19 protein-coding genes are annotated in these 20,508 nt (G+C 68.2%); 13 read left to right on the top strand and 6 right to left on the bottom strand.

Features of this window, described 5'->3' with window-relative positions:
* Nucleotides 1–31: 31 nt before the first annotated feature.
* The 4 genes from AC1DU4_RS18110 to AC1DU4_RS18095 all read left to right on the top strand — a co-directional run bounded on the left by AC1DU4_RS18110 (nucleotide 32) and on the right by AC1DU4_RS18095 (nucleotide 4,300).
* A complete protein-coding gene (locus AC1DU4_RS18110; RefSeq protein WP_477842102.1) occupies nucleotides 32–1,045 on the top strand; it encodes an ABC transporter substrate-binding protein in 1,014 nt (337 codons plus the stop codon).
* Nucleotides 1,046–1,158: 113 nt separating this feature from the next.
* A complete protein-coding gene (locus tag AC1DU4_RS18105) occupies nucleotides 1,159–2,130 on the top strand; it encodes a FecCD family ABC transporter permease (RefSeq protein WP_477842133.1) in 972 nt (323 codons plus the stop codon).
* Nucleotides 2,127–2,954: an ABC transporter ATP-binding protein gene (locus AC1DU4_RS18100; RefSeq protein WP_477842100.1), complete on the top strand. Its 828-nt coding sequence runs from the start codon at nucleotides 2,127–2,129 to the stop codon at nucleotides 2,952–2,954. Before AC1DU4_RS18105 ends, AC1DU4_RS18100 begins: the two co-directional genes overlap by 4 nt.
* A complete protein-coding gene (locus AC1DU4_RS18095; protein ID WP_477842097.1) occupies nucleotides 2,954–4,300 on the top strand; it encodes a bifunctional adenosylcobinamide kinase/adenosylcobinamide-phosphate guanylyltransferase in 1,347 nt (448 codons plus the stop codon). Before AC1DU4_RS18100 ends, AC1DU4_RS18095 begins: the two co-directional genes overlap by 1 nt.
* A gap of 70 nt (nucleotides 4,301–4,370) precedes the next feature.
* Here AC1DU4_RS18095 and AC1DU4_RS18090 read toward each other — a convergent pair whose 3' ends face one another.
* Genes AC1DU4_RS18090 through AC1DU4_RS18065 form a run of 6 tightly spaced genes read right to left on the bottom strand, consistent with a single transcriptional unit; the run spans nucleotide 4,371 to nucleotide 9,919 of the window.
* On the bottom strand, nucleotides 4,371–4,838 hold the full coding sequence (locus tag AC1DU4_RS18090; protein WP_477842095.1) for a nuclear transport factor 2 family protein: 468 nt from the start codon (nucleotides 4,836–4,838) through the stop codon (nucleotides 4,371–4,373).
* Nucleotides 4,839–5,990 carry a CaiB/BaiF CoA transferase family protein gene (locus tag AC1DU4_RS18085; protein WP_477842093.1) on the bottom strand — a complete coding sequence of 384 codons (1,152 nt, stop codon included), beginning with the start codon at nucleotides 5,988–5,990 and terminating at the stop codon, nucleotides 4,839–4,841.
* A complete protein-coding gene (locus tag AC1DU4_RS18080; RefSeq protein ID WP_477842091.1) occupies nucleotides 5,987–6,601 on the bottom strand; it encodes an NADPH-dependent FMN reductase in 615 nt (204 codons plus the stop codon). Before AC1DU4_RS18080 ends, AC1DU4_RS18085 begins: the two co-directional genes overlap by 4 nt.
* A gap of 15 nt (nucleotides 6,602–6,616) precedes the next feature.
* Entirely contained in the window at nucleotides 6,617–7,789 is a 1,173-nt protein-coding gene (locus AC1DU4_RS18075; protein WP_477842089.1) for an acyl-CoA dehydrogenase family protein, read from the bottom strand.
* A gap of 8 nt (nucleotides 7,790–7,797) precedes the next feature.
* A complete protein-coding gene (locus tag AC1DU4_RS18070; protein ID WP_477842087.1) occupies nucleotides 7,798–8,904 on the bottom strand; it encodes an acyl-CoA dehydrogenase family protein in 1,107 nt (368 codons plus the stop codon).
* Nucleotides 8,905–8,914: 10 nt separating this feature from the next.
* Complete coding sequence (locus AC1DU4_RS18065; protein ID WP_477842085.1) at nucleotides 8,915–9,919, bottom strand: LLM class F420-dependent oxidoreductase; 1,005 nt, start codon at nucleotides 9,917–9,919, stop codon at nucleotides 8,915–8,917.
* A gap of 298 nt (nucleotides 9,920–10,217) precedes the next feature.
* Between AC1DU4_RS18065 and AC1DU4_RS18060 the strand changes: the two genes are divergently transcribed.
* The 9 genes from AC1DU4_RS18060 to AC1DU4_RS18020 form a co-directional block, all read left to right on the top strand.
* Nucleotides 10,218–11,054: an enoyl-CoA hydratase/isomerase family protein gene (locus tag AC1DU4_RS18060; RefSeq protein WP_477842083.1), complete on the top strand. Its 837-nt coding sequence runs from the start codon at nucleotides 10,218–10,220 to the stop codon at nucleotides 11,052–11,054.
* Nucleotides 11,047–12,669: a hypothetical protein gene (locus tag AC1DU4_RS18055; RefSeq protein WP_477842081.1), complete on the top strand. Its 1,623-nt coding sequence runs from the start codon at nucleotides 11,047–11,049 to the stop codon at nucleotides 12,667–12,669. The genes AC1DU4_RS18060 and AC1DU4_RS18055 overlap by 8 nt, the downstream gene beginning before the upstream one ends.
* Nucleotides 12,670–12,686: 17 nt before the next feature.
* Entirely contained in the window at nucleotides 12,687–14,246 is a 1,560-nt protein-coding gene (locus AC1DU4_RS18050) for a class I adenylate-forming enzyme family protein (protein ID WP_477842079.1), read from the top strand.
* Between the two features lie 10 nt (nucleotides 14,247–14,256).
* A complete protein-coding gene (locus AC1DU4_RS18045; RefSeq protein ID WP_477842077.1) occupies nucleotides 14,257–15,405 on the top strand; it encodes an alpha/beta hydrolase family protein in 1,149 nt (382 codons plus the stop codon).
* A gap of 512 nt (nucleotides 15,406–15,917) precedes the next feature.
* Nucleotides 15,918–16,061, top strand: coding sequence for a hypothetical protein (locus AC1DU4_RS18040; RefSeq protein WP_477842075.1), 144 nt, complete (start codon nucleotides 15,918–15,920; stop codon nucleotides 16,059–16,061).
* 305 nt (nucleotides 16,062–16,366) lie between these two features.
* A complete protein-coding gene (locus AC1DU4_RS18035; RefSeq protein ID WP_477842073.1) occupies nucleotides 16,367–17,776 on the top strand; it encodes an ABC transporter substrate-binding protein in 1,410 nt (469 codons plus the stop codon).
* A gap of 28 nt (nucleotides 17,777–17,804) precedes the next feature.
* Nucleotides 17,805–18,845, top strand: coding sequence for an ABC transporter ATP-binding protein (locus AC1DU4_RS18030; protein WP_477842071.1), 1,041 nt, complete (start codon nucleotides 17,805–17,807; stop codon nucleotides 18,843–18,845).
* Nucleotides 18,842–19,708 carry an ABC transporter ATP-binding protein gene (locus AC1DU4_RS18025; protein ID WP_477842069.1) on the top strand — a complete coding sequence of 289 codons (867 nt, stop codon included), beginning with the start codon at nucleotides 18,842–18,844 and terminating at the stop codon, nucleotides 19,706–19,708. Before AC1DU4_RS18030 ends, AC1DU4_RS18025 begins: the two co-directional genes overlap by 4 nt.
* Nucleotides 19,708–20,508, top strand: an 801-nt coding sequence (locus AC1DU4_RS18020; RefSeq protein WP_477842067.1) for an ABC transporter permease, incomplete at its 3' end; no start/stop codon positions are given. The genes AC1DU4_RS18025 and AC1DU4_RS18020, both read left to right, overlap by 1 nt.

Genomic DNA, 20,508 nt, shown 5'->3' with positions numbered 1-20,508 from the left:
GGCGTCAGTTCCGCGTCGGCGTCGAGGACGGATGGTCGCCGCGGCGCTGATCGCGGTGGTGGCGACGTTCGCGTCGGCGGCCTGCGGCGGCTCGACCGGTACCGGGGGCACCGACGCGTCCGGCGGCGCGTCCGCCGGCGACGGCACGTTCCCGGTGACCGTGCGGTCCGGGGCGTCGGGATCCGGCGACGAGGTGACGATCGCCGCGCGGCCGGAGGCCGTGGTCTCGCTCAGTCCCACCGCCACCGAGACGCTGTGGGCGCTCGGCGCCGGCGAGCAGGTGGTGGCCGTCGATGCGCTGTCCGACTACCCGGCGGGCGTGCCGACGACCGACCTGTCCGGCTTCTCCCCGAACGTGGAGGCGGTCCTCGGCTACCAGCCGGACCTGGTGATCGCGATGGACGACACCGGCGGACTGGTCTCCGGGCTGAAGGCGGCCGGGGTGCCGACCCTGCTGCTGCCCGCGGCCGCCGACCTCGACGACGCGTACTCGCAGATCGAGCGGATCGGCGCGGCCACCGGACACCTGCCCGACGCGGCGGCGCTGGTGGCGTCCATGCGCGGGGAGATCGACGCGGCGGTGGCGGCGGCCCCGCCCCGCGCCGAGCCGTTCACCTCGGGCGGAGCCCCGGGTCGTGCATCGACCTCGGGCGGAGCCTCGGGCCGTGTATCCACCTACTTCCACGAACTCGACGACACCCTCTTCACCATCTCGGGCCAGACCTTCCTCGGCGAGATTTACGGCCTATTCGGGCTGCGGAGCATCGCCGACGCGGCCGGCGCCGGGGACGCCTACCCGCAGCTGTCGGCCGAGTACGTGGTGGCCGCCGACCCCGACCTGATCTTCCTGGCCGACGGCCAGTGCTGCGGCGTCACCGCGGAGAAGGTTGCCGCCCGGCCCGGCTGGTCCGGGATGGCCGCGGTCCGGGACGGCCGGGTGCACGTGCTCGACGAGGACGTCTCGAGCCGCTGGGGCCCGCGGGTGGTGGACCTGGTGACCGCGATCGGCGGCGTGCTCGCCGCCCAGCCGGCGCCCGTCGGGTGACCGTCCCGGCCGCCGGCACCGGGCCCGCCGGGACCACGGCGGCGTCGCGCGTCGACACCGGTCCGCGCCGGGGACGGTCCGCGCTGGTGCTCGCGGCGGCAGTCCTGATCCTGATGGCCGCGCTGCTCGTCGGGGTGCTGGTCGGTCCGGCCGGGCTCACCGCCCGGTCGGTGCTGCTGGACCTGCTCGACGCGATCCCCGGTGTGCACGTGGACTCGGGGCTGACCCCGCAACAGCACGCGATCCTGTGGCAGATCCRGCTGCCGCGGGTGGTGCTCGGTGCCCTCGTCGGCGCGACCCTGGCCATCGCGGGCGCCGCCTACCAGGGCGTCTTCCGGAACCCGTTGGCCGATCCGTACCTGCTCGGAGTGTCCAGCGGCGCCAGCCTCGGCGCGACGGTGGCGATCGTGGCCGGTGGCGCCGGCGTCGCCTACGGGGTGCCGGTCGCCGCGTTCGTCGGCGGGGTGCTCGCGGTGGCCGCGACGTACCTCCTGGGCCGCGGCATCGGCGGGGTCCGCAGCGAGGTGGTGATCATCCTGGCCGGCGTTGCGGTCGCGGCCTTCGCCAACGCCGTCCAGACCTTCCTGATGCAGCGCTACGACGAGACGCTGCGGCAGGTCTACAGCTGGCTGCTGGGCCGGCTCAGCACCGACGGCTGGACCGACATCCGGGTGGTGCTGCCGTACGTGGTGGTCGCCGCGGTGGTGATCCTGCTGCACCGGCGGACGCTGGACGTGATGGCGGTCGGCGACGTGGAGGCCGCCAGCCTGGGCGTGAATCCGGCTCGGGTGCGGCTGGTCCTGGTGGGCGCCGCGACCCTCGGGACGGCCGCGGTGGTCAGCGTCAGCGGGCTGATCGGGTTCGTCGGCATCGTGGTGCCGCACGCGATCCGACTGGTCGTCGGGCCCGGGCACCGGTTGCTGCTGCCGTTGTCGTTGCTGCTGGGTGCGGCGTTCCTGGTGCTCGCCGACGTGGTCGCTCGGTGGGCGCTGGCGCCGGCCGAGTTGCCGATCGGCGTCGTGACGGCCGCGATCGGTGCGCCGTTCTTCCTGCTGGTGCTGCGTCGCAGCCGGGGCGTGGCATGAGCGGGGGAGTCGGGGCGCCGGGTGTGCCGCCGGCCGTGGAGTGTGTGGGGCTCGGGGCGAGCCGGGGCGGCGTCCCGGTGCTCGACGGGATCGACCTGCTGGTGCGGCCCGGCGAGTGGGTCGCGATGGTGGGACCGAACGGCGCGGGCAAGACCACCCTGCTGCACGCCCTGGCCGGGCTGGTGCCGTCAACCGGGACGGTCACGGTCGGTGGCCTCGACCCCTCGCAGACTGCGCGCCGGGCGATGTCGCGTGTGGTGGCCTTGATGCCGCAGCGGCCGGTGGTGCCGGAGGGGGTGACGGTGACCGAACTGGTCCGGCTCGGACGCACGCCCCACGTGCCGAGGTTCGGCACCGAGTCCGCGCACGACCGCGACGTGGCCGACGAGATCATGGCGCGGCTGGACCTGGCCCGGTTGGCGCACCGACGCGTCACCGCGCTGTCCGGCGGCGAACTGCAGCGGGTGGGCCTGGCCCGCGCGCTGGCGCAGGAACCGCAGGTGCTGCTGCTGGACGAGCCGACCAGCGCCCTCGACATCGGTCACCAGCAGCAGGTGCTGGACCTGGTGGAAAGCATGAGGGCGGCCGACGGCCTCACCGTGGTCGCGGCCATGCACGACCTGACGCTCGCCGCCCAGTACGCGCGCCGGCTGGTGCTGCTCGACGGCGGCCGGGTGGTCGCGGACGGGACGCCGCGAGAGGTGTTGCAGGCGAAGACGATCGACCGGGTCTACGGCGCCCGGGTGGAGGTGCTGGACCGGCCCGGCGGGCTGGCGGTGCTGCCGGTTCGCAGCCGGCCGGGCGACGGCTCGGTGGCGGGCTGATGGAACTGGTCCTGCTGGGTACCGGCGCCGCGGACGGCTGGCCGAATCCGTTCTGTACCTGCGCGTCCTGCATGCTGGCCGCGGCCCGCGGCGACATCCGGGGGCAGACCTCCGCGTTGGTCGACGACGTGCTGCTGCTGGACTGCGGGCCGGAGGCGCCACGCGCGGCGGTCCGGTGGGGTCGCACCCTCGCCGGGGTGCGGCACGTCCTGCTCACCCACGCCCATCCGGACCACGTGGGCCCGGTGGCGTTGCTGTTCCGGTCGTGGGCGGGCCGGACCGAACCGCTGGACGTCCTCGGCCCGCCGGAGGCGCTGGACCTGTGTCGCGACTGGGTCGGTCCGGACGACCCGGTGCGGTTCGTGCCGGTCGCGGCGGGGGACACGGTGACGTTGGGCGGGTACCTGGTGCGGGTGCTGGCCGCCACCCACTGGGCGGTGCGCGAGGGTGACGCCGTGCTCTACGACCTCGCCGGGCCGGACGGCCGAAGGTTGTTGTGGGCCACCGACACCGGGCCGCTGAGCGGGGCTTCCCTGGCCCGCGTCCGCGGCGCCGCCTACGACGCGGTGTTCCTGGAGGAGACGTTCGGCACGAAGACCGACCACGGCGGCGACCACCACGACCTGACCAGCTTCCCGCGGACGCTGGCGGCGCTCCGCGAGGCCGGCGCGGTCACCGACGGCACCGACGTGGTCGCCGTGCACCTGGGCCACCACAACCCGCCGCTGCCCGAGCTTGTCGAGCGGCTGAGTCATTGGGGTGCAAGGGTTCTCGACGACGGTGCGGTCGTTTTGATCGGCGCGGCGCCGCTCCGCCCGCCCGGCGCCTCCCGGACCTTGGTGCTGGGCGGTGCCCGCGCGGGAAAGTCCACCTACGCCGAACGTCTGCTCGCCGCCGAGCCGAGGGTGCTCTACCTGGCGACGGGCGGAACCGACGACGGCGACGCCGACTGGGCGGAGCGGGTGGCCGCGCACCGGGCCCGACGGCCCGAGGGCTGGCACACCGTCGAGACGGCGGACGCGGCGGTGGCGCTGCGGAGCGCGCGCGATCCGGTGCTGTTCGACTGCGTCGGCACCTGGCTGGCGGGCCGGCTCGACCGCCACGATGCTTGGCGCAGTGGCGATTTCAGTGCGGTCGACGCGGACGTCGAGGACCTGCTGAGTGCCTGGCGATCGGCGTCGGTGCGGGTGGTCGCGGTGAGCAACGAGGTGGGCAGCGGGGTGGTCCCGGCGACGGCGTCGGGTCGCCGGTTCCGGGACCTGCTGGGCCGGGTCAACGCGTCGCTGGCCGCCGAATCCGAGTCCGTGGTGCTGGTCTCGGCCGGGCTGCCGGTCACGCTCCGCTGAGGTTCCCCAATGTCACATTGCGGGTCGTGAAGTGAGCCGATGTGACATTGGGGAACCCGTCGGCGTGGCTCTACACGTTGAGCCGGCCGAGCCTCATCACCTCGCGGTTGCCCGTGCACCATCGCTGGACCGCGCACACCGAGCTGATCCGCCAGCCGTCCTCGCCTCGCCGGAGACCCATGTCGTACTGACCACCGGAGGTCCACAGTGGTCCACCGGTGTTGTTGGGCTTCACGTGGGTGGCCACGACCTGCGAGATGCACCTGGCCTCGTCACCCGAGCCGCTCACCAGGTGACCGGACACCTGGTGTTGCGTCGCGTCGAGGTTGCCGAGCAGGCGCTCGGCGTTCTTGACGTAGTCGGCGCGCGGCGTGTCGGTCGGAGCGCCACCGAAGACGCCGGTGTAGTCCAAAGTGATGGTCTCGGTGAAGACCTCGTGGAGGTCAGCCCACCGGCGCTCGTCGATGTAGTAGGTCATCTTCGTGCAGGTCTCGATGATTTCCGCACGATCGTCGGCGCTGAAGCGCTCATCGGTCATTCAACTGTTCCCTTCGTTCACGGGTGATTGCGGACGCTCGCCGGCCGCACCACTGGCGAGGAGATCGTCGATCGCCATGGTGTCGACGCCCCACTCGCCCAGGACCGCACGAGTGTGTGCGCCGGGCGCGGCCGCCGGCGCGGGGAGCCGAGGAGGCGTGCGGGAGAACCGCGGGGCCGGAGCTGGTTGTACGACGCCGCCGACCTCGACGAAGACGCTACGAGCGAGGTTCGCGGGATGCCGGGTCGCCTCCGTCGGGCTGAGCACCGGCGCGAAGCACGCATCGGTGCCCTCGAGCAGGTCGCACCACTCCTGGCGGGTCCGGGTGGCGAACAGCTCGGCGAACGTGGACCGTGTCGCTGCCGCGTCGGCCGTACGGTCGACTTCGACACCCAGACGGTCGCACAGGTCGTTGTAGAACCGGGACTCCAGTGCGCCGATCGCGACGAACTGGTGATCGGCCGTCTCGTACACGTCGTAGTGACCGGCACCGCCGTCGAGGACGTTGCTGCCGCGCTTCTCGGACCACTCTCCGGTGCCGATGAGTTCGTGGATCGCGGTGGTGAGGAGCGCCGCCCCGTCCACGATCGCGGCATCGACCACCTGGCCCTGTCCGGACGACCTCGCCTCGAGAAGCGCGCTGACGACACCGAGGGCGAGCAACATGCCGCCGCCGGCGAAGTCGCCGACGATGTTGCCGGGCGGGACGGGGCGATCGGGTGTCCCGATGCCGTGGAGCGCACCGGCGAGCGCGATGTAGTTGATGTCGTGGCCGGCCGTCTGGGCGAGTGGGCCGTCCTGGCCCCAACCGGTCATGCGCCCGTAGACCAGACGCGGGTTGCGTGCACGGCAGGGCTCGGGACCGATGCCGAGACGTTCGGCCACGCCGGGTCGGAAGCCCTCGATCACCGCATCCGCGCTCTCACAGAGGCGGAGGAATGTCTCGACGGCGTCTGGGTTCTTGAGATCGAGTGCCACGGAGCGGCGGCCTCTCCCGACCGGCTCGTGCTCCAGCAGTGCCTCACCGCGCGGTGCGAGACGGTCGATGCGCACGACGTCCGCGCCGAGGTCGGAGAGCAGCATGCCGGCGAAGGGCAGTGGACCCATGCCCTGGAGTTCCAGCACGCGTACTCCGGCGAGAGGGCCGCTCAAAGCTCGGCCCCCGGAGCGGTGGCGGGCTCGCTGGTCGACCCGAGGACGCGCACCAGCTTGACGGTGTTCTCCAGCAGCTGCCCGATGAGCTTCGTGGCCCCGGGGTCGATGAGTGTGCCGTCCTCGAAGCGGGTGTGCGCTCGGGTGACGAAGACCTCCGGATGGTTCACCACATGGGACTGGGTGAACACGAAGGACTGACGCAGTTGGGATTGCGCGCGCGCCGTGCCGAGGATGCTCGGCGATGCGCCCATGAGCGCCACCACCTTGCCCTCGAGCCCGGAGTTCCCTGGTGGGATCGAGATCCAGTCGAGTGCGTTCTTGAGCACCCCGGGGACTCCGTAGTTGTACTCGGGCGTCGCGATGACGAGAACGTCGGCAGCGCGAACCGCCTCTCGCAACTCGGCCACGACGGCGGGTCCGCCCTGGCGGGCGTCGTCCTCGTTGAACGGCGGAATCTCGGCCAGCCGGGTGAACGGCTCGATCTCCAGTTCGTCCGGGCTCAGCCGGATGATGTTGTCGAGCAACAACTGATTGTAGGAGCCGGCGCGAAGGCTGCCTGCGATCCCGACGGCACGGAGCCTGCGGGGGAGGTGCACGTCATCGGTCATCGTCGGGAGCCTTTCTCACTGCTGTTGGACGCGTGGTTCACGCGGGAGTCCCAGGACGCGTTCGGCGATCGCGTTCTTCATGATCTCGTCGGTTCCGCCGCCGATCCGCAGGCCCAGGGCGCCGGTGAGCAGTTCGGTCCAGGGGTTCTCGAGGACGCCGGCCGGGCCGAGGGCGCGCAATGCGGTGTCCGCAGCGAGGTACTGGCCCTCCGTCGAGAGCAGCTTCGTGATCGAGCCCTCCGCCCCTGGCGGACGCCCCTCGTTGGCTGCGGTGCGCAGCCGGAGCTTGAGGATGCCCAGGATGTGCTGGATCGTGTGCACGTCGACGAACTGTCGTCGGATCGTCGGGTCGTTGCGGTGATCGCTGGTGCGGAGCAGCTCCAGAAGCGGTTGCGCGCCAACGATATCCGGCTCCAGCGAGTAGCGCTCGGCCATCAGGGTGGTCATCGCGACCTCCCACCCCTGGCCGGGTTCGCCGAGAATCGCGTCGGCCGCGACCTCCGCGTCGTCGAAGAAGACTTCGTTGAAGGTGTGTGCTCCGGTCGCCTGCTTCAGCGGCCGAACCGTGACTCCCGGTTGCTTCAGGTCGACCAGGAACGCGGTCAGACCGTGATGTCGGGGGGCGTCCTCGCTGCGGGCGAGGAGGTAGCCGAAGGACGCGTACTGGGCGTAGGACGTCCAGATCTTCTGCCCGTTGATCCGCCAGCCGTCAGCGGTCCTGCGTGCGGTGGTCCGGATGGCGGCGAGGTCGGATCCGGCGTCCGGTTCGGAGAACAGCTGGCACGAGAGTTGCTCGCCGGCCAGGAGCGGCGTCAGGTACCGCTTGCGTTGCTCGGCGGTTCCCCACCGGGCAAGGGTCGGCACGATCATTCCCATCGTGACCGACTGGGCGTCGAGCGGCAGGCGGAATCGACCCTCCTCTTCGGCGAACAGGAGTTTCTGGGGGACGTCACCGCCCGCGCCGCCGTACTTCGTCGCGATGCCGATACCCGCCCAGCCCTCCGCGTGTTTGCGGGCCTGCCAGGCGAGTGCCTGCTCCACGTGGCGAACGGATTCCTCGGCGGTACGAGCGCCGAAGACGGTCAATCTGCCGGTGTCCGGCTCCTCGAAGAACGGGGCGTTCGCGGCGAGCCACTTCGCGGCTTGCTCGCGGTAGGTGACGTCGGCGGGCGAATCAGCGAAATCCATGGTTGCTCCTAGCGGGTCTCGGCGAGCAGAAGGCGGGCGGCGACCGCGTCGCGGTGATCGTCGGGACTTCCCAGAGTCATTGCGCGGCTCCGGGCCCGGCGGACATGCAGGTGCGCGTCGTGTTCCCACGTGAACCCGATCCCGCCGTGGGTCAGCAGATTCGCCTCTGCCGCTTGCACATAGGTGTCCGAGCACCACGCCTTCGCCATCGATGCGACGAGGACGAGTTCCTCCGTCGCGCCCTGGTCGGCGAGCCACGCAGCGTGATAGACCAGCGACCGTGCGCCCTCGATCTTGAGCAGCACGTCAGCGCACCGGTGCTTGATCGCCTGGAAGGACCCGATTGCCCGTCCGAACTGCGTTCTCGTCTTCGCGTACTCCACACAGGTGTCCAGGCAGGCCTGTGCGCCTCCCAACTGCTCGGCGGCCAACGCGATGTTCGCGAGCGCGAACGCCCGCTCGACCGTGTCCGAGGCGGGCGCGCCGAGTCGGACGGCCGGGGTGTCGTCGAAGCGGATCCGGCTCGATCGGGTGACCAGATCGTAGGGTGTGGCTTCGTCTGTGGGCGCGTCGAGGGCTCCGCGCTCGACGGCGAACAGACCGGTCCCGGTACTCGTGCGCGCCGGCACGATCAACAGACCTGCCGACTCCGCGTCGATGACGGCTTCGGCGACACCGGTCAGTCGCGCGTCGTCGGACGAGTGGACCGGAAGGTTCGCCATCGACCCGACCCCCACGGGGAGTGCGAACGTGGCGATCAGCTCGCCGTCGGCGATCCGGGGGAGGAAGTCGGCGCACGCCGTGTCGTCATCGGCGGCGAGGAGTGCGGTGGCAGCCAGGCCGACACTGGCCAGGTACGGCGACCGGACGAGACGGCGGCCGAACTCTTCGAGGACGATCGCGAGTTCGACCATCCCGCCACCGGCCCCGCCGTACTCGACCGGAATCGGGACCGACATCAGGCCGAGCTCGTCGGCCGCTCGGTGCCAGGCCGTTTCGTCGTAGTGGAGGCCGGCCTCCATGAGTGTTCGTACCTGCTGCCGATCGGAGGTGTCGAGGAATCGACCGACGCTGTCGCGGAGAGCAGCCTGCTCTGGGGTGAAACCGAATTGCACGATTTTCCGCCTAGGTGAGGAGGTCGGCCATGAGGCGAACCGCCTCAGGCTGTCGGGTCATGAGGGACATCGAAGTGATCGGCGCCGACGTCCAGGGGTCGAGCAGTTCCTTGATCCGTTCGGGTGGGCCGCACAGGGCGATGTCGTCGACCAGGTCGTCCGGTACGGCCGCGATCGCCTCTTCCTTGCGTCCGGCAAGGTACAGATCCTGGATCTTCACTGCCGCGTCCGTGTAGCCGTAACGGCATGCGACGTCGTTGTAGAAGTTCTTACCCCTGGCGCCCATGCCGCCGACGTAGAGCGCGATGCTCGGCTTGACCTGGGCTCGGCACTCGGCGGCGTCGTCCCCCACCACCACGTCGAGGATCGGGCACAGGTCGAAGTCGGGTCGGGGTGTGAACCCGGCGGGAACGATCGCGTCAAACCGGCGCGGGGAGAAGAACACGGGGAACCAGCCGTCGGCGATCTCGCAGGCCAGTTCGATGTTGCGTGGCCCGATGGCCGCGAGGTAGATCGGCAGGTTCTCTCGCCGGGGATGCAGGATCATTTTGAGCGGCTTGCCCAGGCCGCTGCCGTCGCTCCCCGTGTAAGGGACGTCGTAGTAGGTGCCGTGGTGTTCGAGGGGGGCCTCGCGGCGGAGCACCTGCCGGACCACGTCGACGTACTCCCGGGTGCGCTGCATCGGCTTGCCGTAGGGGATGCCGTGCCAGCCTTCGACGACCTGCGGCCCGGACATGCCGAGACCGAGGCGGAATCGGCCGTCGGAGAGATGGTCCATCGTGGCTGCGGTCTGTGCCGTGAGCGCCGGTGAGCGGCCGGCCATGCCGAGGACGGCGGTGCCGAGTCCGATCCTGGACGTTTGTCCGGCAAGCCACGCAAGGGGCGTGATGCCGTCGGACCCGTAGGCCTCGCCGGACCACACGCAGTCGAATCCGACGTCCTCCGCGAGACGCACGAGGTCGAGGGTGTTGTCTCTTCCAGATCCCCAATAGCCAAGGTTCAGGCCGAGTTTCATGACTCCTCCAAATATGGACTTGGGCGGCAGAGAGTGCCGCGGGAGTGAGCGGGATCGTCAAGGGTGAGGTCCCTGATGGGCGCGCCGCATCACGAACATAGCAGATTCTGATGTGCAGAGTGATTTTCTGGAACCTCTTGTGGCGTCATCAAACTCGTGCCATGCTCACCTCCAGCCGAGCGCAACAGAGTGAGCCGACTGGACAAGTGGGCCCGCGATCGGCATCCCAATTTCCGACTTGGCAGTGGCCGCCGTTCGAGACGGTTTCGAGGGCCCGCCGCCGTTGAATGGAGTCCTTATGAAGGCCATGGATGACCTGATTCTCGTTTCGAACCCCGCCCCGGGCGTTCAACAGATCACCTTGAACCGTCCGAGCAGGCTCAACGCCCTCAATCCCGGCCTGATCATCGAGCTCACCAAACACCTCGATTCCTTGGTGCGGGCCGACGATGTCAAGGTCGTCGTGCTCACCGGCGCCGGCCGTGGTTTCTGCTCCGGCGCCGATCTGTCGGGTGAGGTGTTCCCGACCGGAGTGGAGAGCGATCCGAACAGGCACTGGGCGGCCATTCAGTCGTGGTACTCCGGGGTGGTGGCGCGGTTGCGTCGGATCCCGCAGCCGGTGATCGCGGCCGTCAACGGGCCGTGCGTCGGCGGTGGCTTCTCTCTCGCGATGGCGAGCGACATCCGGCTGGCCGCGCCGGAGGCCTACTTCTCCGCGGCCCAGATCAACATCGGTCAGTCGGTCTCGGAGATGGGTGCGAGCTACCTGCTCCCGCGGATCATCGGCGGTCGCGCGACGGAGATCCTGATGACCGGCCGTCGAGTGCAGTCCGACGAGGCCGAGCGCATCGGCTTCGTGAGCCGCGTCTGTCCCGACGGTGTCGTGGAAGCCGCAGTGGAGGTGGCTGGGGTCCTCGCGGCCAAGGCGCCGCTGGCCCTGCGGATGTCGAAGGAGGCACTCAACGCCTCTCAGGAGATCGGCAGCCTCGAGGCCGCGTTGACCATGGAGGACCGCACGCAGGTCGTCTGCGTCCTGAGCCAGGACCTGGCCGAGGGAGAACTCGCCTTCCGTCAGAAGCGCAAGGCCGTGTTCTCAGACGCTCTCGTCGGATCGGCGCAGGTGTCCGATGAGTAAGCCGTCCGGCAACCGGGCGGTGTCCCGCTTCGAGCTCTACCTGGACGCGACGCCGAGTGTGGCCGCCGGGTGGTCGATGGGCACCGTCCGGGAGCCGGCCCGACTCTTCGGGGCCAACGGCGTGCGGCTCCATGATGACGGGCGCTTGTGGATCTCGGAGCTTGTGGGCGAACATCTTTCGGCGTGGGACGCCGACCGGGACATCCTGTCGACCGTTTCACCGATGGGCTCGGAGCTCCGGGGACCCGACGACATCGCCTTCGACTCCGAAGGGACCGTCTACGCGGCCGAGACGATGAACGGGAGAGTGAGCGGTCGCCGCGCCGACGGTACGTACTTCGTGCTGGTCGACGACTGCCCGGCGGTGAACGGAATCACCGTCGACCCCGAGACCGACAGGTTGTACGTCGACGAGATGCGCGAGGGCGGTCGGGTCCTGGAGATCGACCGGCACCAGAGAAACCAGGTCCGGGTGATTGCCGAGGGTCTGGATTGGCTCAACGCCCTGGCGATGGGCCCCGATCGGCGGCTGTACATGCCGCAGGTCTTCGAGGGGACCGTGCTGGCCGTGGATCCGGAGTCGGGTGCGGTCGAGAAGGTTGTCGACAGCCTCGCGCACCCGACGGCGGTCAAGTTCGCCCCCGACGGCCGACTTGTCGTGGCCCAGGCGAGCATCGGCGAGGTCACGGCGGTGGATCTGAGCACCGGCGAGCKGCAGCGGCTGGTGAGTCTCGCGCCCGGAATCGACAATTTCGACATCGACGCACGCGGCTACATCTACGTCTCCAACTTCGTCGAGGCGAGCGTGGCTCGGTACTCGATGGAGACCGGTGAGCTCGACAAGGTGCTCTCGGCGGGCTCGTTCCTCGGGCCCTACCAGGTCGCCAGTGGAGCCGAAGGTCTCGTCGCAGCGGACCACGGGAGCATCTGCCGGGTGGACGGTGAAGGCAACCTCGAGCGGGTGAGCAGGCTGCTTCTCGACCAGCCGTTCGCGGCCGTCGGTGTCGTCGAGGTCGGCGGCGTCCTCGTGGCGCTGAGCCAGGCCGGCGAGGTGTTCCGTCGTGTCGACGACTCGGGGGAGTGGGTCAAGATCTTCGGTTCGCTCAGTGGAGCGAACTCGGAGTACTTCGCACAGGACGCCGACGGGGTGAACGCCGTCGGTGTCGGCGACGACCAGTTGCTGGTCGGGATGCGCCGCGGCGACGTCGTCGTCCTGGATCTGGACGGCACCGTGAAGTCGCGGCGGGCGTCGGCGCTCACGACCGTCACCGCGATCACCGGCGACCGCCGTGCGATCGTCGTCAGCGACGAGACCACGGGATCGGTGCTGGTCCTCGGCGAGGGCGAACCGCAGGCGCTGACCGGCTTCGTCCGGCCCCAGGGCGTGGCTCTCACCGACGACTACGTGGTGGTCGCCGATCAGGGCGCACGGCAAGTCGTGTGCGTGAGCCGAGACGGCGACCGACGCGAGGTGGTGGCCACGGATCTCCCGCTCGGACTGCCTCAGGTGCAGGCCAACGACGGTCGCCGGTCGTCGGTGACCATCGCGGCGGACGGATCGATCATTGTCGGATGCGACGGCGACGGGAGCATCCGCCGCCTCGTTCGCAGCTGAGACCGCTGGGAGTGCACATGAATCTTGCTGGACCACTGCGGTACTGGGCGCAACGCGACCCGGAACGCATGGCGATCGCGATGGGCGATCGCGAACTCACGTGGGCACAACTGGACGATCGCACCTCGAGGCTCGCGCAGGGACTGCGCGGCCTCGGGGTGGGGCTCGGCGATCGTGTGGCGGCACTCGTTCCCAACTGCGTCGAGTTCTGCGAGACGGTGCTGGCTTGTTTCAAGCTGGGCGCGACATTCGTGCCGCTGAACTACCGGCTGGCACCTGCGGAGCTGGCCGAGATCATCGACCGCTGCGGCGCGACGACGATCGTCGCAGACCGAACGATGCTGGACAAACTACTCGAGTACGACGAGCAGTCGGTCCGCCGGCTTCGGCTCATCGTGACCACGGCTCCTCGCGACGGTGAGCGATTGTTCGAAGAGGTCGTCGCTGCATCCGCGCCCGAGGACCCGCGGGTGTCCTTCGCCGGCGACCATCCGGCGTTCATCTGTTACACGTCGGGAACGACCGGCGTACCCAAGGGCGCGGTCCTCAGTCACCGCAATGTGCTCGCGGTGTGCGCCGAGCGGGTCGCGATCGATGCGTGGAACTCCACCGACAGCACGTACTTCCCCTATGCGCTCGCCTTCACCGGCGGACTGATCGCGATGTGGATGCCGCTGTACTCGGTGGGCGGTCAGACCGTGCTCGAAGCCGAGTTCGACCCGGTACGGACCCTCGAGGTCTTCGAGGAGCGTCGTATAACCCAGTTCATCGCGGTCGGATCGATTCTGGAGGCGCTCACTCAGGCCGCAACCTTCGAGTCGACCGACCTGTCCAGCGTTCGGATGCTCGGCACGGGTGGCCAGGCCATCTCCATCGCGATGCTGCAGGCGTTCGGGCGCAGGGGGCTGTACGTGTGCCAAGGCTATGGCCTCACCGAAAGCGGTGGGCTGTCGCTGGCGCTGTCCGGCGAGATGTCGGAGAAGAAGCTGGGCTCCACCGGTATCCCGACGCCGCAGACGACGGCCAGGGTGGTGGGCCTCTCGGGCGAGGACGTTGCCCCGGGTGAGGTAGGCGAGCTGTGGTTGCACGGGCCCCAGATCATGGAGCGCTACTGGGAGGATCCCGCGGCCACGAACGATGCGATGGTCGACGGCTGGTTGCGCACCGGCGATCTCGTGAGGCAGGACGAAGAAGGCTACTTCTACGTCGTCGACCGTGCCAAGGACATGCTGATCTCGGGCGGGGTCAACATCTACCCCGCCGAGATCGAGCGGGTGCTCGCGGGATATCCGGGGATCAGCGAACTGGTGGTCATCGCCGCCCCCGACGAGAAGTGGGGTGAGGTGCCGGCGCTGATCGCACGACGCGACGAGCACGCAGCAGAAGTTCCGAGCGCCGACGAGCTGATCGAGTACTGCCGTCAGCGCCTGGCCCGCTACAAGGCCCCCAGATATGTGCTGTTCCAGGATGATCCGCTCCCCCGTGGATTGTCCAACAAGATCCTCAAGAGCGAGGTTCGTGCGCAGTGCCTGCCAATGCTCGGCCTCGGCGTGGACGACACGCCGACGATGGCATGACGAAGAACTGATGAGGCAGGAGAAACACGTGACACAGCTGTCGGAGATCGAGACCACGTTCGTAGGCCTGGCCGCTCCGGGCCAGCCCCGGGCGGGAGCGGGCGGTTGGCCCTGTCAGGGCGTTTACCACCGCCCTCGGGGAACTCGGCCGAAGGTTGCCGTGATCGCAACCCACTACAACGTCGACTTCTCCCAGCACTACCTGGCCGATCATCTGGCTGCACGCGGATTCGGCTTCCTGGGCTGGAACACCCGGTTCCGCAACGACCCACTGCACTTCCTGCTCGATCGGGCACTCGTCGACATCGGAGTCGGCGTGAGGTGGCTACGCGAGGAGATGGGCGTCGAGTCGGTGATCGTCCTGGGCAACTCCGGGGGGTGCTCGCTGATGGCGGCATACCAGTCGCATGCGACCACACCGAATGTCGTTGCCCTACCAGGGATGCGACCGGCGCCCGGGCTCGACGACCTCGTCCCGGGCGACGCCTTCATCGCGCTGGCAGCACACCAGGGTCGACCCGACGTACTGACCAGCCAGCTCGACCCTGCGGTCATCGACGAGAACGACCCCACGCTCACCGATCCCGAGCTCGACCTGTGGAATCCCGACCGCGAGAGACCGTTCACGGCCGAGTTCCTCACCCGCTACCGGGCCGCGCAGCGCGACCGCAACGCGCGGATCACCGCGTGGGCCAAGTCCGAGCTGAGGCGCGTCGCTGCCGTCGGTCAGCGCGATCGTGTCTTCACGGTTTCGCGGACCTGGGCGGACCCACGCTTCGTGGATCCGGCCATCGACCCCAACGGGCGCAAGCCGAACTGGTGCTACCACGGTGAGCCCAAGCAGTCGAACGGCTCGACCTGGGGTCTGGTGACCTCGTGCACTCTGCGGACTTGGCTCTCGATGTGGAGTCAGGAGACGTCGCAGTGCAATGCCGGTCCCCACCTGGCGAACATTTCGGTGCCGAGTTTCGTCGTCAACGGTGCCGCAGACACTGGGGTGTTTCCCAGTGATGCCGAGGCGCTCTTGGGTGGATTTGCCTCGGTGGACAAGGGTGCTGTGGTGATTCCGGGTGATCACTACTTCGACCGGCCGACCGACACCCGTCCGCAGGTCGCCGACGTGATTGCCGAGTGGATCGGACAGCGATTTCAGCTGTAGCGCCCCGATCGCGTAGGGGGCCGCATGATGCGGCGGTCGCCATGCTCCTCGGGCGGTGACGGTTTCCCGCCCGAGGGCCGGCCTACGGGCCGGCTTGTGTCATGTCCCGCGGCGGCTCGGGATTGCTCCGCAGTGGCTGAAAAGTGGTGCCCTACTGGCGAGTAGGGGTGGCCTCGATCGTGTGCTGAAGTCGCAGCCCGGGTCTCGGTGGGCTTCCCCCTGAACTGCGAATCTGTCATTCCTCTGGACAACAGAATGATTCTCTAGCAAGCTGGGGCTGGAGTGGCGGATGTCACATGCTGTGAGGGCGACGGGTCGGCGGCAGGTTGGTGTCGGCGATCCGCGGGTTGCCAAAGAGAAGGGAACTTAGTTGAGTAACAACAAGTTTGAGATCGGCGGGGTGTGCCATCTGGCGCTCGTGTGCGAAGACATGGGGAGTCGAAAGTGCGCCGATCCTGAATCACGACGACAGCAAGTGGGGCTTCTCCCCGGAAATTCACGACGGCACCTACATGAGGTCGATGTACTTCTTCGATCCCGACGGAATCCTGCTCGAGTTCGCGGCCTGGACGCGGGAGTTGGGCGAGGACGAAGTGGTGCATCTGCCCGTCGGTGCGGACGGTGTCCCGTCCGGTGTCGGGGACACATCGCGATGACTGACCAGCGCACGGCTTCGGCCGGTGTGTGAACGACCGTTCAGCCGACCTCGATAGACGGTCCACCTGAGCCGAATTGACTGAACTACCGAGACTTTCGTCATGTTGAGGCTCTTCCCAGGAGAGGAACAATCGTGAAATTTCTAGGTGCAAAAGTCTGTGGTGCCGCTGCGATTCTTGCGCTCGCGGTCACCGGATGCGGTGGCCAACCCGCCGCGCAACCGGGAACAGCTACGGGGCTCGAGGCGTCCGATGCCAACCCGGCCGGGCATCTGCGGGTGGGCTACTTCCTCCCGCCTCGACCGGTGGATCCCCACACGGTTCCGTCGACCGTCGCGGCATATCCGTACCTCACGCCGCTCTACGACCGCCTCACCCAGATCGTGAACGGTGAGCAGGGGGCGGTGCTCGCCCCGATGGTTGCGACCCGGTGGGAATTCGGGCCGGACGGCCGATCCGTCACCTTCACCCTTCGTGACGACGTCACCTTCTCTGACGGAGCGAGGCTCGATTCGGTAGCCGTGAAGGCCTCGCTCGAACGTGCCATTCATCTACCGGGATCGACAGTTTCGAGCTTCTTCTCGATGATCGAGGGCATCGACGCTGTCGATCCGTCGACGGTGACGATACGAACGAACCGGCCTGCCTCGGACCTGCCGTACGTCCTGTCCGGGGTCGAGGGGATGCTCATCAGTCCCAACGCGGTGAAGAACCCGGATCTCGACCTGCGTCCGGTCGGATCCGGCCCGTACAAACTGGACACCCTGCGCGTCGGTGATTCGGTCTCGTACGTGCGGAGGGAGGGGTACTGGGACCCGTCCGCGCAGTTGCCGGAGCGGATAACCATCACCGGTTTCGCGGACGGCAACGCGCGAATCAACGCGTTGCGTTCCGGCCAGATCGACCTCGCATACGTCATGCCCGTCGACTACACCCAGGCGTCGAATCTCGGTCGTGGATACGACCTCTACTCCTACCCGCCCTCCACGGAGTATGTGGTGAATGTCAACACGAACTCTGCCGACATGGCTCGGCCGGAGGTTCGTCAGGCACTGAACTTCGCGATAGATCGGGAAGGCATCAACAAGTCGATCATGCACGGTCAGTGCACGCCCAATCCGCAGGCCGCCACGCCAGGAACCGTCGGATACCTCGACGAGCCGCCGATTCGATACGACTTCGACCCCGAACGAGCCCGGCAGATTCTCGAGTCGGCGGGCGTGGGCAACCTCGAGATCGAGATGCTGGCACCGTCACGGGTTTCACCGGTGGTCGAACTCGCGACCGCGGTGCGATCCCAGTTCGAAGACATCGGGATCAAGGTGAACTACCAGGAAGTCGATCAGGCTGAGATGAATTCGCGGTTCGCACAAGGAAACGCGTACGACGCGGTCCTCAACGGGCGAGTGCCACGGGCGAGTTCGCTGCAGTCGTTCCAGTACTGGTACCGGACGCCACAGCTGTTCCCCGGACCCCGTCCGGCCGGCTTCGACGAGACCTTGGATCGAGCGTTCGACCCGGCCCTCACCGAGGATCAGCGCGCACAACACCTCGAGGACACCGCGGCGATCGCAACCGAGCAGGCAATGAACGTCTTCATCTGCGCCACCCCCACTCAGTTCGCATATTCCGACAAGGTCATCGGGGCAACTGAGATGGCGATGTCCCAGATCCAAGGTGTCCCCGACCTCCGTCACGTCGGCGTGGCGAAGTAGCCGGCCCTCAGAGTTCGGGAGTTGTTGCATGAGTATCGATGTCGTTGGACGCCTGACGTCGGCGCCCGCTGATGCAGAACCGGTGTTGCGAATCGAGGGGTTGTCGGTGGACTTCGTCACCGACCATGGGTGGACCCGGGTGGTCGACGGAATAGATCTGTCGATTCCGGCGGGATCGGTGGTCGGTGTGGTGGGGGAGTCCGGGTCTGGAAAGACAGTGACTTCGCTCGCTGCGATGGGGTTGCTGCCGGCTGCGACGTCGAAGATATCGGGGTCGATCCGAGTGGCCGGCCGTGAATTGGTCGGCATGACCGATCGCGAGCTGGCGGATGTACGCGGCACGGAAGTGTCGATGATCTTTCAGGAACCGCGCCGCAGCTTGGACCCGGCCTTCACTGTCGGGTCGCAGATCGCGGAGGTCGTGCGCAGGCACGAACGGGTGGGTCGGAAGGCCGCCTGGGCACGTGCGGTGGAGATGCTCGATGCCGTGGGGATCGACGATGCGGCGCGACGCGCCGACGCCTACCCACACGAGTTCTCCGGTGGGATGTGTCAGCGGGTGATGCTGGCGATCGCAATGGTGTGCCGACCGAAACTGCTGATCGCCGACGAGCCGACCACCGCGCTGGACGTCACCGTGCAGGCACAGATGCTCGACCTGATGCGTGAGGTGCAGCAGCAGTTCGAGGTTGCGATCCTGTTCATCACCCACGACCTCGGAGTCGTCGCGCAGATGTGTGACGCCGTCAACGTGATGTACGCCGGACAGGTGATCGAGTCCGCACCGGTCGAGGATCTGTTTCTGTCCCCACAGCACCCTTACGCCCAGGGCCTGCTCGATGCGATCCCGGATCACCGGGACCGGTCGGCTCCGCTGCAGGCGATCGCGGGAGCGGTACCTGCGCCGTGGGACTGGCCGGATTCGTGCCGGTTCGCGCCGAGATGCCCCCACGCGGGTCCGGAATGCGAAGCCGGCCCCGTACCACTCGCGGGTGCGGCGGCCGAGTCCACGCGTGCGGTGCGATGTGTTCGTGCGAATGATCTGGTGTTGGAAGGGATCACGGGATGAGACCGTTGCTGGAGGTGTCGGATCTCGTCAAGACCTATCCGGTGAAGCGGAACCTGCTCGGTCGGGTGCGTGAACGCACCACGGTGACCGATCATGTCTCCTTCACCGTCGAGCGGGGCGAGACCGTCGGGATCGTAGGGGAATCCGGTGCGGGCAAGTCCACCGTCGGCCGTCTTGCACTGCGATTGATCGAACCGGACTCGGGATCGATCGTGTTCGACGGTCGCGATGTTCTCGGTCTGTCCAGGGCGGAGCTGCGCGAGTTCCGGCAACGGGCTCAGATGATCTTCCAGGATCCGTTCTCGTCTCTCGATCCCCACATGACCATCCGCGAGGCGGTCGGTGAGCCGCTCACGATCCATCGCGGGTTGAAGGGGATGGAACGCGACGCCGCGGTGACCGACTTGCTGGCGCGGGTCGGGCTGCGGGCCGACCAGCTCGACAAGTACCCACGCGAGTTCTCGGGCGGACAGTTGCAGCGCATCGCGATTGCGCGCGCGCTGGCCACCGAGCCGGATTTCATCGTGTGTGACGAACCCGTGGCGGCACTCGACGTCTCGATTCAGGCGCAGGTGCTCAACCTGCTCATCGACCTGCAACGCGAGCGAGGACTGGCATACGTGTTCGTCTCGCACGACCTGTCGCTCGTGCGGTTCCTCGCGCACCGCGTCGCGGTGATGCGCAAGGGTGTGATCGTGGAGATGGGCCCCACCGAGCAGGTTTTCACCGATCCGCAGCACGCCTACACCAAGACCTTGCTGGAGGCGATCCCGGATCCGCGGGCGCACTTCCTCGGCAGGCGAGCCGAAGCCGGCGCAGGTCGTGCCGCGTCGGCGACGGTCGGCACCGCAAAGGAGTCCTGATGGTGACCCTGATCGCCAAGCGGATCGCCTCGGCGATCCCGATGTTGTTGTTCGTCAGCTTCTTCGTCTACGCGCTCGTCGACCTCGTTCCGGGGGATGCGGCGACGGCGCTGGCCGGTGACAATGCCAGCGCCGAGCAGATCGAACAGACCAGGCAGGCGCTCGGGCTGGACCAACCGTTGATCGTGCGGTACCTCGACTGGCTCGGTGGGGCGCTGACCGGAGACCTGGGGACCTCGCTCTACAGCACTCAGTCGGTGGTGCAGATCATCGCCGAACGGCTTCCGGTGACCCTCTCGCTCACACTCGTGACGATGCTGATCGTGGTGGCCGTCGGACTGCCGGCGGGCATCGCCGCTGYGGTGCAGCCGAACTCGTGGTTGGACCGGGGTCTGACCGTGATCTCGAGTGTGGCAATCGCGGTGCCGCCGTTCATCGTTGCGTTGGCGTTGGTGATCCCGCTGGCAATCCTCAGCCCGATCTTCCCCGCCACCGGATACGCGAAGCTCACCGACGGAGCAGGTGCGTGGCTGCAGCATCTGATCCTGCCGGCGATCGCGATCGCCGCCATCTCCGCTGCCGAACTGGCGCGGCAGACCCGCGCCTCGCTCGTGGACGTGTTGGGCCGGGACTTCATTCGCACTGCCCGTGCCAAAGGCCTGCTGCAGAGCACGATCGTCGGCAGGCACGGCCTCAAGAACGCCGGCGTACCGATCGTCACGGTGCTGGGCCTGCAGGTCTCGCGGGTCCTTGCCGGTGCGGTGACCGTCGAGTTCGTGTTCGCGCTCCCGGGGCTGGGC

This window comes from Rhodococcus sp. P4_F5 (genome assembly GCF_056401315.1).
This window is presented reverse-complemented; position numbering and strand designations above follow the sequence as displayed.

What these genes read in the sequence shown, in the direction of transcription:
- AC1DU4_RS18075 (WP_477842089.1), bottom strand. Translation starts at nt 7,789, where the DNA reads ATGGATTTCGCTGATTCGCCCGCCGACGTCACCTACCGCGAGCAAGCC.
- AC1DU4_RS18095 (WP_477842097.1), top strand. Translation starts at nt 2,954, where the DNA reads ATGGAACTGGTCCTGCTGGGTACCGGCGCCGCGGACGGCTGGCCGAAT.
- AC1DU4_RS18100 (WP_477842100.1), top strand. Translation starts at nt 2,127, where the DNA reads ATGAGCGGGGGAGTCGGGGCGCCGGGTGTGCCGCCGGCCGTGGAGTGT.
- AC1DU4_RS18040 (WP_477842075.1), top strand. Translation starts at nt 15,918, where the DNA reads ATGAGGTCGATGTACTTCTTCGATCCCGACGGAATCCTGCTCGAGTTC.
- AC1DU4_RS18045 (WP_477842077.1), top strand. Translation starts at nt 14,257, where the DNA reads ATGAGGCAGGAGAAACACGTGACACAGCTGTCGGAGATCGAGACCACG.
- AC1DU4_RS18080 (WP_477842091.1), bottom strand. Translation starts at nt 6,601, where the DNA reads ATGACCGATGACGTGCACCTCCCCCGCAGGCTCCGTGCCGTCGGGATC.
- AC1DU4_RS18065 (WP_477842085.1), bottom strand. Translation starts at nt 9,919, where the DNA reads ATGAAACTCGGCCTGAACCTTGGCTATTGGGGATCTGGAAGAGACAAC.
- AC1DU4_RS18050 (WP_477842079.1), top strand. Translation starts at nt 12,687, where the DNA reads ATGAATCTTGCTGGACCACTGCGGTACTGGGCGCAACGCGACCCGGAA.
- AC1DU4_RS18025 (WP_477842069.1), top strand. Translation starts at nt 18,842, where the DNA reads ATGAGACCGTTGCTGGAGGTGTCGGATCTCGTCAAGACCTATCCGGTG.
- AC1DU4_RS18030 (WP_477842071.1), top strand. Translation starts at nt 17,805, where the DNA reads ATGAGTATCGATGTCGTTGGACGCCTGACGTCGGCGCCCGCTGATGCA.
- AC1DU4_RS18090 (WP_477842095.1), bottom strand. Translation starts at nt 4,838, where the DNA reads ATGACCGATGAGCGCTTCAGCGCCGACGATCGTGCGGAAATCATCGAG.
- AC1DU4_RS18110 (WP_477842102.1), top strand. Translation starts at nt 32, where the DNA reads ATGGTCGCCGCGGCGCTGATCGCGGTGGTGGCGACGTTCGCGTCGGCG.
- AC1DU4_RS18060 (WP_477842083.1), top strand. Translation starts at nt 10,218, where the DNA reads ATGAAGGCCATGGATGACCTGATTCTCGTTTCGAACCCCGCCCCGGGC.